Genomic DNA, 16,972 nt, shown 5'->3' with positions numbered 1-16,972 from the left:
GCTGTACAAACTGGTTGACATGTTAGGATGCTCGTCCTATTTTTGATGTGGCTAGGACGTGTGTCCTAAATTGTGGCGTGACTTGATAGACTGCATTTTTCAATAAGAGTGGGTCGGTCAAATCGCCGTCGCTGTTAACGTTATTCTGTTTGGCGGTCATCAGACAATGAGCAATCTCACCACGCGCGAGCTGATAGTGGAAACAGCCGATCAGCTGTTCTATCAGCAAGGTTTTGAGCACACTTCTTTCTCGCACATCGCCGGCGCTATCAGTATTTCGCGAGGCAATTTTTACCACCATTTTAAAACCAAGGATGAAATCCTGGACGCCGTGATTCAGCTACGTCTGGCCAAGACGCAAAAGATGCTGGATCAGTGGGAGGCGGAAGGTAAACATCCGCGAGAACGCATCCAAAGCTTCATTCAGATTCTGGTCATGAATAAGAAGGACATAAAGCGCTACGGCTGCCCAGTCGGCACGCTGTGCTCAGAGCTGGCGAAGCTGAACCATGGTTCCCTGGTTGACGCCAATGCTTTACTCACGCTCTTTCGAACATGGTTGCGCAAGCAATTCGTGTTGCTGGGCCGCGAGGCGGACGCGGATCAGTTGGCCATGCATGTGCTGGCCTTCAGCCAGGGCGTCGCCACTCTGGCGAATGCGTTCAAAGACGAAAAGTTTATTAAAAACGAAGTTAATCAGATGCTCGACTGGTTGAAGCGATGCGAGGAAAACCTGAGGTCCTCTGAATCTGCTTCCGCGCCGGAACCAACAGGAGAAAAATAACTGATGTTTATTGTACTGCTGAAATTTTCAAACAATAAAAGTCAGGCTGGCCAGTACCTGTCAGGTCACAAAGACTGGATCAATCAAGGCTTCGACGATGGCGTCTTTCTTCTGGTTGGAAGCCTTCAGCCCAGCTCCGGGGGCGGAATATTAGCGCACAATACCTCTCTGGCGGAGCTGCATGAGAGAGTCAATGCGGACCCTTTTGTGGCTGAGGATATCGTCGCCGCGGAGATCATTGAAGTAGCGCCTTCCAATACCGATGCGCGTCTGCAGTTTTTGATGAATTGAGACGACTTGCCTCTATTTTCAGACCCACACAACAAGGATAAAGATTAATGTCCGTTACGATAGAAAGTGCAGAGCGCAAACCTCGTTGCAGCTGGAGCCAGACGCCGGATTTTCATGTATACCACGACAATGAATGGGGCTTCCCGGTGAGAGATGACTTTCGTCTATTTGAGAAACTCTGTTTGGAGAGTTTTCAGTCCGGTCTCAGTTGGAGATTGATTCTCGCCAAGCGGGAAAACTTTCGCGCGGCCTTCCATCACTTTGACTTCAATAAAATAGCCGCGTTCACCGAAGAGGACGTTAATCGATTACTCAAAGATGAAGGCATCGTGCGCCACCGAGGCAAAATCGAAGCTGTCATCAACAACGCCAAATGCGCCCAGGCGCTGGTGGAGAAAGAAGGCTCGTTGGCGACATTCATCTGGCGCTTTGAACCCGCCCACGACCAACGCCAAAAACCACAGACCGCCTCAACCTCCCCAGAATCCGTCGCCCTTTCGAAAGCACTCAAAAAAAAGGGCTGGAAGTTCGTCGGCCCAACCACCGTATTCGCATTCATGCAGGCCATGGGACTGATCAACGATCACGCGGAAGAATGCGCCGTCAGGGCGGAAGTGGAACGCTCACGAGAGGTTTTTCAGAGGCCTTGAGGTTGCTTATTAGATGAGCGCTAGAGCAGCCATCATTTTGCTCTTCGCACTGCCTCTATCGTCCATTCCAGAATGTACTAGATTTATTAGGCGGCTGTATTTCTGTCGAATTTTATAAGCTTCAACCCAGTGCTTATTCGCATGAAGCATGAAGCGACATCGAACAGTGTTACACGTTACCCTTCTTAAACTAGATACTCGCATAGTTTTGGATAGGTAACTGCTGATCAGAGGGAGGAAGATGAGACCTCTATTATTAGCACTTGCAGCAATCATTACAGTTATCGCGCTATTTGCGATGATTGAAACGGTTTGGACTGCAATTAGCCGACCAGAAGCTGCTATTGAGCGTTTCAAAGATGCAAGCAAGAGTTTTGGAAAGAGTCGCATTTATTTAACCTTTGCTGTGATTGGCTTTATCGGCATAGTCTATTGCGGTACATATAGCTTATTGTTCTGGATTCCTTACAGTTGGGGCATAGTGAATCAGGATGGGGAGTTCTCCACACTGAGACACAGCATTTCGGGACTATTTACAGCCTTGGCGCTTCCTTTAGTTGGAGTTTTGGCTGATCACGCTCGACTATTGAGCGACGCCCGCAGATTGAAACAGACAATCAAAGGTGTCGAGAAAATGATCCATTGTGTCAATGATTTAGAGCCGTTTATTGAAAAATTGAGCATTGAGAAAGGTGTTGTTCCCAAAGATATTCGGGCAGCAGACTTATGGTGGCTGGACGAACAAGCAAAGATACTTCAGCACAATGTGACGCGTGTGATCAACGACTCGCTTGCGAGAGAGCGCAAAGCCCTAGAAGAGAAAGAAGCTGCCACAACTGCCGAGATTGAAGCACGTAGTGTGCTTATACAAAACAAGTTCAATTGGGTTGAAGCCATACTAAATAAACTTCCTGCGTTGCCAATAGCCAATGATATAGCAACAGGTGGACAGTCAGACTGGATGGTCTTGCCAACAAAAATTGTTACTGAGCGCTGGTCAAAGCTTGAAGACTTATTTTCATCACTCTCAGTGCCCAAAGAAATGGAACAAGATGAGCTGCGCTTAGTTGATATATCTAAGGCTTTCCTTAATTTCCCTGGAATGGACGGTATAAAGAACCTAAAAGTTGTTGGCCACTATCGAGGAGGGACTCATGGAGGAGATACAACTATAGTGGCGACATTGAATGGTAGGGACGTCGGCCTTAGCGATATCGCCCGTTTTGACAGAACGATTGATGGAATATGTTCCGCATTCTTCATCGCGCACATTTTGCCTACTTATGGGCGCTTCTGGCATGGACTCTACAATAATGACTATACGATCTTTCTTGATTACTCATCACTTGGGGAGTGGTTGTTTAATAATGCGGGGCTAGGAAAAGATAATTGTCTACAAAGGCTTGATCGTGGTGCTGGACTCCGTATCAAAGTTGATGGCTCGAAACTGCGTGTTGCTGCATTAGGCGCAGGACTTACAACGCCTCTTACCGATTTTTCGATTGAGTTGGCCGGCAATCGGATAATTGGGTCCACACGAGAAGTGCTTGGGCCTAGCAATGGAATACTGTACTGAGACGTAACTCTGTCCACACCATGATCACCCCCACCGCCATTCTCATACACGTCAACGATATCGAAGCAGGTTTGGCCTGGTACAAGAAGGCTTTTCCTTCAGCGCGGGAGCGTTGTGTGGACGGGTTTCGGTATCTTGATGTTGAAGGTTTTCATATTGAGATTGTTTGGGCGGATGCAAAAGTGCCTGCTGGAAAAGCGGGGACGGTGTTGTATTGGTCCGTTGGGAATTTGGCGGATGAGATTGAGCGGTTTTTAGCCTTGGGATCGATGGTTTATCGTGGGCCTATGCAGATTGAAAACGGGTTGGGCATGTGTCAAGTGACGGACCCGTTTGGAAATCTCATAGGCCTGAGGGGGCCTTATTCTGCGTCCTGATTTTTCAGGTTGTTGCGCGCCGATAGGCTGACTTTTCTCAGACGAACTCAAGCCAGCCTTCTCTGTCTATTCGATCACGTTAGCGCCGAGCGCGTCCCGGTATTTTTCGACCAACTCAATCCAGGTTTCTGAATTGGCCACGATGAACTGGTAGGTGTGGTCGTTCATCAGTGTGACCTTAAAGCCCTCGGGCAATAATGGGGGGATGCTGTGTTTTTCTACCTTGGCGATATCGGTGAGGGGGATGTTGTAGGGGCCGAGTCCGAAGTCTTCGTTATAGGGAGCGAAGTGCAGGGTTTCGGCGGTCATCCACAACTTGCCGTCGGCTTTTGCGACGCCTCGTTGGATTGTGGAAGTAGAAGATTTGATCACCTTTTCCGGAGCGGTGATATCGGCTTGGGTTACCATTTGTGAGCCTCCTTGTGGCGTGTGAGTGGTTCGCTGCGGCATGAAATAACTGCATCAACAACAGCTCAACGTCCTGATAGCGAATATAGAACGGCCGACGGTAAAGATAAAGCGCGTCGAGAAGCAGGTGAGCCTTATATGACGCCGGTCTCAAATAAGGCGATCAGGGCGTCCGCAACCTTGCGCACGCGTGGTGATCGTCGCAGGTCTGGGTGGATGACCAGCCACAGCTCTCGCACAATCGGACAGGCGGGTTCAAGGATGTGCTGTAACTGAGGATAAAAGCGCTCCATGAAACAGGGTAAGACGCCAACGCCTACGCCGCCGACAATCGCGCTGGCGAGGACGTTCAGATCATTGGAGCGGAAAACCAGCGGAGATTGGGGCAGTGTATTCAGCCATTGTTGCTGCGGAGCGGATTGCATGCTGCGTTCGTAACCGACGTACTCCCATTGTTCCTGGGAGCGCGTCGCCAGATAGTCATGGCCGCCATAAAGGCCGTACTGTAACTTGGCCAAGGGGCGCGCCGCCAAATCCGGCTGTTCCGGGCGGCGCATACGCAGGGCGATATCCGCTTCGCGCTCATGAAGGTCGGCGTTTTGCAGATCGCCCACCAGTTCCAGTTCGATGTACGGCAATTGCTTCCGTAGCTCACTTAAATGCGGCGCCAGTATCAGGCTGGCCAGCAATGGCGGCGTTGAAATGCGCACGCTGCCCGATAGCCCAGACATGCCGTCAGCGATGCGAGTAAAGCTTTGCGCCTGGGACGCCATTTGACGCGCAAGCTCCAATAAGTTTTGACCGTCTTCAGTGAGGCGCCAGCGTCGCGGCAGACGATCAAACAGCTTCACTTCCAATTCCCGCTCCAACATATCCACCCGACGCGCAACGGTGCTGTGCTCGACAGAAAGCGTGCGCGCAGCAGCGGACAGGCCGCCTGCTTCCGCCAGCGCCAGGAAATAGCGGATGTCATCCCAGTTAATCGATTTCATTGTGCAATTATGCACAAATGCTGTGTGATTTTGGGGAATTTTCTGCAAAGCATGCCGCAGTTAAAGTTTACGTAGCTAACAAGGAGCTAACAGGACACCCACCACAGTATGAGCATAAGGAGTTCAGAATGAGTACGCCTATCCGTATAGAAATGTCCCAAATTGGCGAGCCGTCCGTATTGCAGCCGGCGACCTTTCAACTATCGCCTCCGGCCCCGGGAGAAGTCCGCCTTCGCCACCGTATGGTGGGAGTGAACTTCGTGGATATCTATTTCCGTTGCGGACTTTATCCCATCGCCGAGGACCCCCGCGTATTGGGTGTTGAGGCGGTGGGCGTGGTTGAGGCGTTGGGAGACGGCGTCACTGGCTTGAGTATTGGTCAGCGCGTCGCCTATGCCGGCTTTCCGTTAGGAAGCTACGCCAGTCATCGAAATGTGGCGGCGGAGAGATTATTACCGGTTCCCGACTCGGTCTCTGATGAAGCGGCGGCGTCCGCATTATTGCGGGGAATGACCGCCCACATGCTGTTGAACCGGGTTAGACCCGTCGCGGCGGGTGAGTCGATGCTGGTTCACGCCGCAGCCGGCGGACTGGGGCAGGTATTGGGACAGTGGGCGAGCAGGCTGGGCGTGAGATTGATCGGGACCGTTGGCAATGCGGAAAAGGCGGAAATCGCCCGCCGCAAAGGCTACGACGACGTGATTCTGTATCGCGAGCAGGACTTTGCTGAAGCAGTGAAGACGCTGACTGACGGCGCTGGCGTAGACTACGTCATCGATGGCGTTGGCGCGGACACGCTAATGCAAAGCCTGGCGAGCGTGGGGGCCTTTGGTACGGTCGCCAACATTGGGCAACCCTCCGGCATGTTGCAGAGCCTGCCGATGGACGCCATGGCGCGGGCGGTTCAATTCACCCGTCCCAGCGTGTTGCTGCATATGATGGATTTACGCCACTACCGGATCAGCGGCAATGCGGTCATGGAGCAGCTGGCGAATGGGTTGACCGTGGATATCGCGGATAAAATTCCCTTGGAGCAGGCCGCCCAAGCCCATGCCTTGCTACAAAGCGGGCAGACGGTTGGAGCGGTGTTGTTGTCGGTATAAAAACAGGTTTGCGTCCGGTCGGCCCGGCTGGACGCAGAGGTTGTCAATGTTCTGCTGCGGCTGATAGGCTTTGGCGCAATCAAGCTCTATGACCAATAAGGATATTGTTGTGACCTCTACTGTCTCTGCCTTGCCGTTGCAAATTTCATGTTTATACCGTGTGGAAGCGCTGGCGAAAGCCTGGCCGGCAACACACGTTATCTCTCTGCTCGACCCTGATATCAGCGAGCAGGCGATACCCAAGCTGACCGCCCATGTGGAAGCGCATCACGTCATCAGAATATTTGACCAGGAGAGAGCGGAAGCCACCCACCACTTCGATGCGGTGATCAGCGACGTCCTGAACACCCTGCAGGCGATTCTTGAGGGTCCCGCAAACCGCCTGATCATCCACTGTCATGCCGGTGTGAGCCGCTCTACGGCCATAGGGTACGGCGCTTTGGCGTTAATACATGGGGCTGGCCGGGAAGACGACGCTTTTAACGAGTTGCTCAAGATCACCTGCAAGCCCTGGCCGAACAGACGCATTGTTGAGGTTATCGACAACGCCTTGAACCGCGGCGGGACCATGTTGGCGCCGTTGGACGCCTATCGGGAGGCGAACCCTTATCGCTTGGATAGCTACAGACGGCTGAACCGAAAGCGTGGGATTGTATCGAAAGTTCAGCGTTGACGGCGCTGACAGGGTGATCAAAGAGGCTCAAAATGACCTTTACGCTGTGCCACCCCGCAGTTTGTGGACAAGATTGCAGAAAGTAAAAACGGGGGCTGGGCCGCCCCCAAGAGGTGTTAGTTCAGTCTTCAGCATTTATGCGGAGGTGATTCCAGATTAGCTTGAACCCTGTCACTCCTGGACTTCCCTTTTAGCAAGGCGGCGAGAGACGCCTGCTGATTCCGAGGTATTACTTACACAAAAGGTCTACCGCTAACCCTGTTAATTCTAGAAGTCGGCGTCGTGGTGTTTGTAGAATATTTGGTGAAACTTTTGTGGCGTTTTTGCAATAGAAGAGAGGTGGGCCAAGAGCCGACCATTCAGAAAAAATATGAAATATCGACAGGACTGTAGGGCGAATATCGCCAGCCTCAACGAAAAACTTGCCTCTGAAGATATTGACGACATTTATGATGCGTTAATTGATATCGGCAAAACCGACTGTTACGAGTTGATGGAAGATGTCAGGCGCTTTCTGCAACACCCGGAGCCGGATCTCCAGCGCGCCGCCATCATGGTGCTCGGAACCTACTGGAGCATACCGGACTTCAAAAATGAACTGATCCCTTTGATGAATAAAGATGAAGACGACGACGTCAGAGCGACGGCGCTCATCAACTGGGTGGGGTATTACGCAGGGACAAAAGACCCAGCAGTCCTTCTCACGCTCAACGACCAGCTGCGAGATAAAACGGAAGACCTTTTCGTTCGCATGGAGGCGTTGAGAGGCATTGCCAGAGTGGCTCAAACGGATATCGACGAAAAACTGATGTGCGAGCTGGAAAGAGCGTCTTCTTATGCGGAGTTTGAGTCTTTGATTCCGTGGGAATGGGTGGATGACATTATTGCGCATACGGTCTAGAGGGCGCTTTACGCGTGTGCGAGCTTTTTGCTGACCCTGCAGCTATGTCAGGGGAAGAAAAAGACGAATTTGAAGCTGAAATGAAGCTATCGGAATTGAAGGTACCAAGAGATTTTGCGTGTATATTGGCTGTTTTTAATGGTGTTGAGAGAAGTTGAGGGAATATGAGTCGGTCGTTATCTGTGAAAGGGTGGTTGGAGTGCACGGAGGAGGATGTTGTTCTGATAAGGGATCTTGTTGAGCGACTACCTGATTTAGAAGATATTCCTATTGAGCCTACTAAGGTCGAAAAGTATTCCTTTGGATGGGTGCTTAATCCAAGGCCTAAAGGGTGGATGTGCTATGCCTTTTATGGCTACGACATCAGGTCGCGAGATGTTGATTACGTTTATTGGAAGCTGGAAAAAATTACGGCTTTGATTCCCGAATTGAACGGTTACTTTCAGATTGATGATTTCGACGCGGAGTTCTCGATAAAGAAAATCACTATCGCCAATTCGGAAATCTCCATCACCGAGGAAGAGATTTAATCGAAAGTCATGAAAAGCTGGCGTCCGTATATGGAGAAGTCATCTTCTATTGCAAATCTCCTCGATAGGTAAGCCGCCCTGATAGCTGGCAGGGCGGCATATGACGTTTATCTATCGTTTCATAAAGGCCAACAAATCCTGATTCAGCCGATCTTTATGAGTATCTGTGAGGCCATGGGGCGCGCCTGGGTATTCAATGAGTTTGGCGTTTTTAATCAGTTTCACCGCGGCGCGGGCGGAGGCGTCGATGGGGACGATCTGGTCGTCGTCGCCGTGCACGATCAGCGTGGGAATGTCGAATTTCTTCAGGTCATCGCGGAAGTCTGTGGCGGAGAAGGCGGCGATTGAGTCGTAGGTGTTCTTGTGTCCGCCTTGCATGCCCTGGGACCAGAATGACTGAATCATCCCTTGAGACGTTTGGGCGCCGGGACGGTTGAAGCCGAAGAATGGACCCGATGCGATATCCAGATAGAGCTGGGAGCGATCTTTGAGAGACGCATTGCGGATATCGTCAAACACTTGTAAAGGCAAACCGATGGGATTGTTGTCCGTCTTCAACATCAGGGGCGTCACTGCGGAGATCAACGCCGCCTTCTTGACCTGCTGCGTTCCGTGTCGACCGATGTAACGCGCAACCTCTCCGCCGCCTGTGGAGAATCCCACCAGGGTGACGTCTTTCAGGTCCAGAGTTTCGATCACGGCGGCGAGGTCGTCCGCATAATGATCCATATCATTGCCTTCCCAAGGCTGACTGGAGCGGCCGTGGCCGCGACGGTCATGCGCCACAACGCGATACCCTTTGTCAGCCAGGAACAGCATTTGCGACTCCCAGCTATCCGAACTCAGCGGCCAGCCATGACTGAAGACCACAACGGGCGCGTCTTTGGGACCCCAGTCTTTGTAGTAGATCTGTACGCCGTCTCGGGTGGTGATGTAATTGGCGGTCTGGGATACCGCTGCGGCGGCTTGCCTGATTACAGGCGTCTCGGCGGCGGACGCCTGCGCGGCGCCAGCCAGTGTGAAAAACGCCAGGGTCAGTGCGTTGAGGGGACGGGTAAATGATTTCATGTTTTCTCCTTAATGCTTTGATGTTTTTGGCGCTAGTGGTTTTGGCCAACAAGCAGGAGCAACTTTACCTCTATGCATGATACGATATATCACAAATAGTCCTGATAATTTAACCCTGAGTATCTTTATGGTCGATCGGTTAGCGGCGTTGCTGGAGCACTTTTCTATTAATGCCCGTGTGTTCAATACCGGCCCTTTGTGCGGCGTTACTGACGTATACGGCAAGGACCAATATGGGCAGCTTCATCTCGTGCGCCAGGGGGCGGTGGAAGTGCGGCATGGCAGGAAAGTCGTCGCCAATGTGGCGGAGCCGAGTCTGTTGTTTTATCCGCGGCCATTGCCTCACCGCTTTGTCACTGATCCAGTGGTTGGCGCTGATTTCGCCTGCGCCAACCTGAGTTTTGAGGGCGGGGCGAACAACCCGGTTGTCGCGGCGCTGCCGGAATTTATCTGCCTGCCTCTCTCGTCATTGCCGGGCGCCGCGCCGGTGTTGGATTTACTATTTCAGGAAGCGTTCGCCGGTAACTGCGGACGACAGGCGGTGCTGGACCGTCTCTTTGAAGTCGTCCTGATACAGGTGCTGCGGTATTTAATGGAAGACGGGCGCACCCAGGTCGGCATGTTGGCGGGAATGGCGCACCCGCGCTTAAAATTGGCGTTAGTGGCCATGCATGAACAGCCTGGGGAGGACTGGTCACTGGAAAAACTGGCGGATCATGCCGGCATGTCCCGCAGCGTATTCGCCAACCTGTTTCGCGATCGCGTCGGATGCACGCCGGGCGTTTACCTGCAGCGCTGGCGTATTAGTCTGGCTCAACGGGCCTTGCTGCAGGGGGAGCCGCTCAAGTTAATTGCGGGGGAAGTGGGCTATGGGAGCGAGGCGGCGTTGTCGCGGGCGTTCAAGGCCTGTGTGGGATGCTCACCGGGAGAGTGGCGAAAGCATCAGGGTCTTTAGCTTCCCGTTATCATCCATGATGCGCACAAAATTCAGCCAATATTGCGCCCCCTGATCGGGGCGTAGTCCGTTTGCGATATTGTGAAAGAGATCGCATCTGTTACTGTTTCGCCACTGAGTTTACATAGTTAACTCCACTTGAACAGACATAACAAACTGACTCGATTGCGCCTGAAACCAAGCACTTGCAAAGCTGCTCTTGGGGGATGGCGTTGCTGGATTTGAGTCATGGCAGGGAATGCGTTAACCCGGCGAAATACAGATTTTTAGTAGTAGATATGATTAAGAAAACGGCAATATCTCTGGTTGTAATCGTTATTTTGGTGCTTCTTGTTTTTCGTGTGCTAGGGCCCTATTTGCGGCAAATCAAAAGCGATGAAGCTGTCGCTCTCAAGGCGATCCCCGTCACCTACAATTGCGCGCGAGGAAACTGCATCGCTTTTGATGTTGAGTCCGTCGGCGCAGAAAAATATCAGCAGTACGTCAACAATCTGATTTATCCCTACAGCGATTCGGAAGCGCAAGACGAAGTCGCCACACGCCTCGCGAATCTGCTATCGGACAGCCAGATTTCCGTGTGCATGAAAGGCGTGCTGCACCAGTTTCCCATCGACTACCTCCGTCCTTTCCACAAAGGCTATGGCGGGTATGATTTTCAGTTGATGGAGATAGGGGAGAGCGCCTGTGAGGAGTGAGAGCGAAAGCTAAATGACTCTCACCTAAGGCGGGTTTATTGGAACCTCACGGCGGATGCTGCTACTACCTCAACTCCCACGCCGAATCCACCCATGAACTGCAACAATTGATTGTGATGCGCAATGATCTGCTGAGCGGTAAGGTCATTGATACGCGCAATCAGGTTATCGACATCGAACGCGGCTTCCTCGCCCGTGCATAATCCAACTTGCATATCGATAATCAAAAGTGCGGCGCTCATGCCTGTGTCTCCATGTCGTGATCGGTTCAAGTCCAAGGCGAACCAGTCTTAAGCGAACGGCTCGGTTACGAGTGAGATAATCCGGTATAAGGTATTAATAGTAAAGGAGTTGGCTGACATTGGGACAACATGTCAATCAATGCTGACCTTCCACTGTTCACCATATGCCTACACAGTTGTAGAAGCCTCAAGGCGCACTGGCTAAGAACCAATAATCGTTAGTTAACGTACTTATTAGGTGGGCGCGGTAGTCGGTCGTATTAAGGGAATGATGGCCCTGCGTGGGAGAGTTGAGTGCGATGGCGCTGGACCTGGGAGCGACTTGCGCTAACCCGGCGGACGTCTATGATTGATAAGGGAGGATTCACTGGAGAAAGTGCTTGGCGTCCATTGATTTAACGTTGTCGGTGATCATTTGATTATGTGGCGTTGCTCATGATTCGCTGTGTCTTTTCTTATGTGTTTGGCTTCTTGCTGCTTGCCGGTCACGGCTTCGCCGCTGATCAACCGTTTTCGCGCCAACTGGAATTGATCACGTCTTCTTCTATCGCGCCATATGTCATCGCCGAGGAAAACCGTGGGCTGGTGGTGGATATCATTCGCGAGGCCCTGTCGGAACGGGAGTATGCGGTTAACTTCATATACACCACGAACCGGCGTCTGTTTGCGGAGTTACGAAACCAGCGTGTAGATGGCGCCTTTAATCTGCCTCCGGGCAATTACTCCGAGGGCGGCTATTACCTTTCCGATCCTGTGGTTTACTACCAGAACGTCGTGGTAACCCTGAGCGATCAGGCGGATGGGATTATCAAAGTGGATGACCTCAAGGATAAACGCCTGGTGGTGTTCCAGAACGCCCACCTTTATCTGCCTCCTGAGTACGCCAAGATGGCGGCGCAGAATCCGCACATTGAGGAAGTTGTGGATCAACAGGCGCAAGTGCAGATGCTGTTTTTGAAGCGTACCGACGCGATCATCCTCGATAAGCGCATTTTCCATTACTACCTGAATAAACTGCATTCAACCAGCCCGATTTATGAGGCGCCTTACACCGTTCATCCCTTGTTCAACAGCGCCCCTCGCTACGCCATTTTCAAGTCCGCCAAGCTGCGTGATTTATTCAATCAGCGGCTGCAGGAGTTGAAAGACAATGGACGCTATGAAGTCATCGCGGACAACTATCTCAAGCTGGCGCAATAGCTTCGCTGCGCTGCTCGCACTCATTACTGATGTCGCTTAAAACCTGTCCAAATTGTCACAAAATTCCCGCTTGAAAAGTCGCGTTCCGACCATAAATTGGTAAACGCCAGGGATAGCCCCCTTGGTCTTTTGACTTTGTTTATATTGCTTCAACGCGGAGGATATACAATGAACTCAATCGACTTAACCCCACTTTATCGCAACAGCGTCGGCTTTGAACGACTGGCGTCGTTGATTGATCGCGCGCTCACCGGCGAGACCGACTCGCCCGCTTATCCGCCCTACAACATCGAAGCGTTGCAAGAGAACCAATACGCCATCACCTTGGCCGTGGCGGGCTTTGCACGCAGCGAGCTTGATATCACGGTGGAGAAAAACGTACTGACTGTGCGCGGCCGCAAGGAGCAGGACGCCTCCCGCAATTATCTGTATCAGGGCATTCCGGGACGGACATTCGAGCGCTCATTCAATCTGGCCCAGTACGTGGAGGTGAAAGACGCCTCGCTCAGTAATGGCCTGCTGACGATTACGCTGAAACAGAACATTCCTGAGTCGATGAAGCCCAAGCAGATTGCGATCAACGACGGTGGGCGTTTGCTGGAGCATGAAAGCGACGCAGAGTCTGAGAAAAAGCCTGACGCCGCCAACGAAGCGGCCTGATGACGGAGCGGCGCCGGCGTCCATTGTGTCGGCGCCGCAGCAGTCCGGTGCAAGACATTGTCAGTACTTTTGTTTGCCTGTGATGCATGACTCTAGGTGGAGGAACGGAAGATGAAACTGAACAAACTCAATCCCTGGAACTGGTTTAAACACGAGGATGAACGCCAGGAACAGCGTGAACAACTACCGATATCCCGACAAGACGCGGCGGCTGGCGTGAACCCGCCGGCTACAGCGTCCGGCGCGGACTCGCTGCTGCGTTTGCATCAGGAAATGGATCGGCTGTTCGACGATGTGTTCAGCGCTTTTGGTATGCCGTCCATGCTTTCCCGGCGCGGGGCGTCGCCCCTTGAACGCCTTGGCGCGAGCCGGGAGTACCGGCCTTTGATCGACGTGTCCGGCGATGAAAAGCGCTATGAAATCGCCCTGGATGTCCCGGGCTTGTCGGAGTCGGATTTGTCCATAGAGGTAAAAGGCGATCAGCTATTGATTCGTGGACACAAAGAAGAGACCAGCGAGAGTAAGGACAAACAGTTTTACCGCATTGAGCGCAGCTACGGCGCGTTTCAGCGCACGTTATCGCTGCCGGACGACGCCAATGTGGAAGACATTCATGCGCAACTCAAAAACGGCGTGCTCAAGCTGGAGATTCCCCGGCGCGAACCGGACGCCAAGGAGGTGAAACGTATCGCTATTCACTCGTAACCTGGCTATGCATTTGTAGCCTAACCACTCATTTTTCACTGCACCGGGGCGGGCCTTATGAGGTCCGCCTCCGGCGACGAGGCCCGGCCTCTCTGTTCGCCGCCATGAAGTCGTCATGACGACCCAGACGTAAGGGCCTCTGATCAACTAGGGAGGTCATTAACATGCAAAGCAAAACCCAAAAGACATTACTCGGCGTCGCCGCTGGTGTGGGATTGGCGGCGATAGCGGGCCTGGGTTATTACACCTGGGAACTGAATCAGAAAGTTGCCGCCCTGGAGGCGCGGACTACGCCCAACGTCAATCTTCCCTTGAGCGCAGCGCCTGATCCCTGGCCCAAAAACTGGGACCCCTGGTCGGATAATTGGGACCCCAGCGGGCAGTTTGCGGAAATGCAGAAGCGCATGGATGAGATGATGAAACATATGGCGCCGGGCAACTCAACTTTCAGCCTGCAGGGCTTTGGATTGTCATCGCCGGGACCGAACATTGACGTGAATGAGAACGCTAAAGAGTACAAGGTCACGGTGACGGTTCCAGAAGGGGGGAAGGTGGAGCTGAACGCGGACCTGGATGGGGATACGTTAAAAATCTCCGGCAAGGTAAGAAGTGAGAGCGAGACCAGCTCCGGCGGCTTGGCGGGAAAAACCGTGTCCGCCAGTCAGTTTTCTCAATCCATGACGTTGTCTGATCCGGTGATTGAGTCAGGGATGACGATCAATAACAAAGGCAAGGAAATCGTCATTACCATCCCGAAAAATACGGGATGAAAACGGGAGCGGAAGGCGCTGGCGTGCTATCGAACGCCCCGGCGCCTTCACCAACCCCGGGACTTCATGCGCTTGAGCTGATACTCCATGGATGATTGATCCATCAGGCGGCTGATCTCTTTCAGGGACAGCTGCTTGTAGCGTCTTTGCTCTTTGGCGGCTGGGGTAGCGCCTAACATCACCGGTTCCTCTTCGGACCACTTTTCGAGGTCGGTCAGATATTCAGAGCGATAACGCTGAATTGCCTCTTCGGCGAGTTGGCGGGGAGATTTTTGAGACTGCGTATCCATATGCAACACCTGGGCTGAAATGCAAGTATAAGCAAGTCGAATTAAAAGGCATGACAGGATTGATGTCAACTGTAATTGGCTTGTATTTCAAGGGAAGGCGGCCAAATGGCGGATAGGTGAGAGTCTGTATTGAAAGCAAAGTTGTATATCTGGTGAGCGTTCAGACAAATGAAAACCTCGCCGGAATGACCGGCGAGGTAATGATTTTTAGCGAGTAATCAAGTGCTTAGCCTAAACGATTAAGATGCCTTGAGGGATTCCGGCAGGGTAACGTCGTTGGCTTTATACCAGCCTTGAGGATCTTTCTTCAGGTTGGCGATCAGCTTCTCCAAGTCATCGTATAGGGCGTGCCGCGGTTTCCAGTCGAGAAGGTCGGCGGCGCGGCTGACGTCCAGCTCATAATGATCGGATGACATATCCACCATAAACGGCTTGATGAAAGGCTTCTCGCCTTTATCGATGCTGTCGGGAATTATCGGCTCGGCCTTTTCCTCCACCCAGGCGCCGGCCTTGGCCACGGGCTTGGGAACGCGCAGGGTGCGCCAGTGATCCTTGCCGTGAATCAACTCGCCAATTCGATCCTGCAATTCGCCATAACTCACGGCGCGGTCTTCGCCAATCAACATGATGTTTTCTCTGGGCAGATCGCGGCGGCGTTGTAATGTCTTCAAAAACGCCTGCATCAAATCCTGGCGGTGCACATAAGCCTGACCTGCGTCAGTGTCGCCGGGATACAAATGGCTCTCCAGATCCTTCTCATAGATGCGCGCGATCTGTTGCGACAGGACCGGCGCGGCCTGCTTGTCGTCATACAGGCCGGCGAGACGCAGGATGCTGTAGGGCATGGCGCCGGCATTCTCCTTGATGATGATCTCCGCTTTGGTTTTGTATTCGGGATACACCCAATCCGGGTCCAGTGGCGTATCCTCGGTAATGGGCGCGCCATCAGGTTCGCTAGCGCGATGGACCAGCATGGTGCTGGAGTAGATGAAGCGCTCCACGTAGAAATTCTGCAACGCCGCCATGAGATTACGTGCGCCGTTCACGTTGACTTCCTCGTAGAGCGGGGAATCTTCCCCGGTGAAATCGAAATACGCGGCCAAATGAAAAACTGCGGCGATGTGACGGCCAAATTTCTCCCGAAAGGCGTCGAAGGTTTTCTTGACGTCATCCGGGGAAGTCAGGTCCAGAGTGTAGCTGTGATCCGCGAGAGGAGTTTCTTCACGATCCATACCGATAACCTGATACTTTCCCGTCAAGGTAAGAATGAGACTGGACCCGATATCGCCAGCCGAACCGGTGACGATGACCAGCGGTTGTGTTGAGGTGTTTGTAGTATCCGACATGACTCTTTCCAACGTTCCTTTATCTGATGTGTGATGCGACCGCTTCCTTATGCAAACTGCGTTGGTGAGGCGCTGGCTACGGACTGAACAACGCCCGGGAAAACGACCGCCTTGTCCGTTATCTGATACAAGGGCCGTGCCAGTCTAAAGTGGGTGTCCTGGTAAGACGGTGGCGTAGAGGTGATTGGGCGTTATTGTGGGTGTCCTCATAAAACAATGGGTGTCTGAATAACAGGATTGCAGTGGGTGTCTGAATAAAACAATGGGTGTCCTGATAGCGTCGATAAACGGGTGGGTGTCCATATAAAGCGGCTTGAGTGTATGTGGCTAAGTTGGGTGTCCTAATTAGGTTAAGATGGGTGTCCTGATAAGGCGACAAGGCAGACTTGCACGCCGGGCTGGATAAGCTGGCCTGAATTTTGATGCTTGAAGGAGACGGACGTCTTGCGTCGTCACCCTCGGCAACGTTCGTTCCCGGCTGGCGTCATCCAGGAGGCTCGCCGAGAAATGTTTCACGGAGGGATGGAGAATGCCTTATGACCGCCTCAGCGAACTGCCCAACAATGTCTCCCATGTACTGCCCAAGCACGCGCAGGAAATCTATCTGGCCGCGTTCAATCATGCCTGGGATCAGTATCGAGATCCCGAAGACCGCCGCGGCGACGCCTCTCGGGATGAAACAGCGCGCCGGGTGGCATGGTCTGCCGTCAAAGAGAAATATGTGAAGCGGGAAGGGCGTTGGCGACGTAAATAGCG

General features: G+C 52.6%; 22 protein-coding genes. 17 read left to right on the top strand and 5 right to left on the bottom strand.

Annotation, left to right across the window (positions count from 1 at the left end; translation table 11 throughout):
- Window positions 1-166 precede the first annotated feature (166 nt).
- From ACQYWX_RS16615 to ACQYWX_RS16595, 5 genes are all read left to right on the top strand, one after another.
- On the top strand, window positions 167-784 hold the full coding sequence (locus tag ACQYWX_RS16615) for a TetR/AcrR family transcriptional regulator (protein WP_431685609.1): 618 nt from the start codon (window positions 167-169) through the stop codon (window positions 782-784).
- 3 nt (window positions 785-787) lie between these two features.
- A complete protein-coding gene (locus tag ACQYWX_RS16610; RefSeq protein ID WP_431685608.1) occupies window positions 788-1,075 on the top strand; it encodes a YciI family protein in 288 nt (95 codons plus the stop codon).
- A 47-nt stretch (window positions 1,076-1,122) separates the two neighbouring features.
- Window positions 1,123-1,725, top strand: coding sequence for a DNA-3-methyladenine glycosylase I (locus ACQYWX_RS16605; RefSeq protein ID WP_431685607.1), 603 nt, complete (start codon window positions 1,123-1,125; stop codon window positions 1,723-1,725).
- A 241-nt stretch (window positions 1,726-1,966) separates the two neighbouring features.
- Window positions 1,967-3,301, top strand: coding sequence for a hypothetical protein (locus tag ACQYWX_RS16600; RefSeq protein ID WP_431685606.1), 1,335 nt, complete (start codon window positions 1,967-1,969; stop codon window positions 3,299-3,301).
- Window positions 3,302-3,321: 20 nt separating this feature from the next.
- Window positions 3,322-3,678, top strand: a complete 357-nt coding sequence (locus ACQYWX_RS16595; RefSeq protein ID WP_431685605.1) for a VOC family protein — start codon at window positions 3,322-3,324, stop codon at window positions 3,676-3,678.
- Window positions 3,679-3,744: 66 nt separating this feature from the next.
- Here the strand turns inward: ACQYWX_RS16595 and ACQYWX_RS16590 are convergent, their stop codons facing one another.
- Complete coding sequence (locus ACQYWX_RS16590) at window positions 3,745-4,086, bottom strand: hypothetical protein (RefSeq protein WP_216738158.1); 342 nt, start codon at window positions 4,084-4,086, stop codon at window positions 3,745-3,747.
- Between the two features lie 134 nt (window positions 4,087-4,220).
- Window positions 4,221-5,078 carry a LysR family transcriptional regulator gene (locus ACQYWX_RS16585; RefSeq protein WP_431685604.1) on the bottom strand — a complete coding sequence of 286 codons (858 nt, stop codon included), beginning with the start codon at window positions 5,076-5,078 and terminating at the stop codon, window positions 4,221-4,223.
- 128 nt (window positions 5,079-5,206) lie between these two features.
- Here ACQYWX_RS16585 and ACQYWX_RS16580 point away from each other — a divergent pair, with 128 nt between their 5' ends.
- The 4 genes from ACQYWX_RS16580 to ACQYWX_RS16565 all read left to right on the top strand — a co-directional run bounded on the left by ACQYWX_RS16580 (window position 5,207) and on the right by ACQYWX_RS16565 (window position 8,285).
- Window positions 5,207-6,181 (top strand): quinone oxidoreductase family protein, encoded by a 975-nt coding sequence (locus tag ACQYWX_RS16580; protein WP_431685603.1) that lies wholly within the window; start codon window positions 5,207-5,209, stop codon window positions 6,179-6,181.
- A 109-nt stretch (window positions 6,182-6,290) separates the two neighbouring features.
- On the top strand, window positions 6,291-6,854 hold the full coding sequence (locus tag ACQYWX_RS16575) for a protein tyrosine phosphatase (RefSeq protein WP_431685602.1): 564 nt from the start codon (window positions 6,291-6,293) through the stop codon (window positions 6,852-6,854).
- A 370-nt stretch (window positions 6,855-7,224) separates the two neighbouring features.
- Window positions 7,225-7,755: a HEAT repeat domain-containing protein gene (locus tag ACQYWX_RS16570; protein WP_431685601.1), complete on the top strand. Its 531-nt coding sequence runs from the start codon at window positions 7,225-7,227 to the stop codon at window positions 7,753-7,755.
- Window positions 7,756-7,919: 164 nt separating this feature from the next.
- Window positions 7,920-8,285 carry a hypothetical protein gene (locus ACQYWX_RS16565; RefSeq protein ID WP_216738152.1) on the top strand — a complete coding sequence of 122 codons (366 nt, stop codon included), beginning with the start codon at window positions 7,920-7,922 and terminating at the stop codon, window positions 8,283-8,285.
- A gap of 111 nt (window positions 8,286-8,396) precedes the next feature.
- Here the strand turns inward: ACQYWX_RS16565 and ACQYWX_RS16560 are convergent, their stop codons facing one another.
- Window positions 8,397-9,353: an alpha/beta fold hydrolase gene (locus ACQYWX_RS16560; protein WP_431685600.1), complete on the bottom strand. Its 957-nt coding sequence runs from the start codon at window positions 9,351-9,353 to the stop codon at window positions 8,397-8,399.
- Between the two features lie 127 nt (window positions 9,354-9,480).
- Between ACQYWX_RS16560 and ACQYWX_RS16555 the strand changes: the two genes are divergently transcribed.
- The 7 genes from ACQYWX_RS16555 (at window position 9,481) to ACQYWX_RS16525 (ending at window position 14,580) form a co-directional block, all read left to right on the top strand.
- The gene (locus ACQYWX_RS16555) at window positions 9,481-10,308 is read left to right on the top strand and encodes a cupin domain-containing protein (RefSeq protein WP_431685599.1); all 828 of its coding nucleotides are present in this window, start codon (window positions 9,481-9,483) and stop codon (window positions 10,306-10,308) included.
- 278 nt (window positions 10,309-10,586) lie between these two features.
- Window positions 10,587-11,003 (top strand): hypothetical protein, encoded by a 417-nt coding sequence (locus tag ACQYWX_RS16550; protein ID WP_127970730.1) that lies wholly within the window; start codon window positions 10,587-10,589, stop codon window positions 11,001-11,003.
- 38 nt (window positions 11,004-11,041) lie between these two features.
- On the top strand, window positions 11,042-11,206 hold the full coding sequence (locus ACQYWX_RS16545; RefSeq protein WP_431685598.1) for a hypothetical protein: 165 nt from the start codon (window positions 11,042-11,044) through the stop codon (window positions 11,204-11,206).
- Window positions 11,207-11,680: 474 nt separating this feature from the next.
- Complete coding sequence (locus ACQYWX_RS16540; protein ID WP_431685597.1) at window positions 11,681-12,445, top strand: substrate-binding periplasmic protein; 765 nt, start codon at window positions 11,681-11,683, stop codon at window positions 12,443-12,445.
- 168 nt (window positions 12,446-12,613) lie between these two features.
- Window positions 12,614-13,105, top strand: coding sequence for an Hsp20 family protein (locus ACQYWX_RS16535; RefSeq protein WP_431685596.1), 492 nt, complete (start codon window positions 12,614-12,616; stop codon window positions 13,103-13,105).
- 111 nt (window positions 13,106-13,216) lie between these two features.
- Complete coding sequence (locus ACQYWX_RS16530) at window positions 13,217-13,810, top strand: Hsp20/alpha crystallin family protein (RefSeq protein ID WP_431685595.1); 594 nt, start codon at window positions 13,217-13,219, stop codon at window positions 13,808-13,810.
- A gap of 164 nt (window positions 13,811-13,974) precedes the next feature.
- A complete protein-coding gene (locus tag ACQYWX_RS16525) occupies window positions 13,975-14,580 on the top strand; it encodes an Hsp20/alpha crystallin family protein (RefSeq protein ID WP_431685594.1) in 606 nt (201 codons plus the stop codon).
- A gap of 47 nt (window positions 14,581-14,627) precedes the next feature.
- Here the strand turns inward: ACQYWX_RS16525 and ACQYWX_RS16520 are convergent, their stop codons facing one another.
- Entirely contained in the window at window positions 14,628-14,870 is a 243-nt protein-coding gene (locus ACQYWX_RS16520; RefSeq protein WP_216738145.1) for a hypothetical protein, read from the bottom strand.
- 239 nt (window positions 14,871-15,109) lie between these two features.
- Entirely contained in the window at window positions 15,110-16,216 is a 1,107-nt protein-coding gene (locus ACQYWX_RS16515; protein ID WP_431685593.1) for an NAD-dependent epimerase/dehydratase family protein, read from the bottom strand.
- A gap of 529 nt (window positions 16,217-16,745) precedes the next feature.
- Here ACQYWX_RS16515 and ACQYWX_RS16510 point away from each other — a divergent pair.
- Window positions 16,746-16,970, top strand: a complete 225-nt coding sequence (locus ACQYWX_RS16510; protein WP_431685592.1) for a ChaB family protein — start codon at window positions 16,746-16,748, stop codon at window positions 16,968-16,970.
- The last annotated feature ends 2 nt before the right edge of the window (window positions 16,971-16,972 follow it).

Origin of the sequence: Hahella sp. NBU794 (assembly GCF_050749805.1) — a bacterium.
Classification (GTDB): Bacteria; Pseudomonadota; Gammaproteobacteria; order Pseudomonadales; family Oleiphilaceae; genus Hahella.
This window is presented reverse-complemented; position numbering and strand designations above follow the sequence as displayed.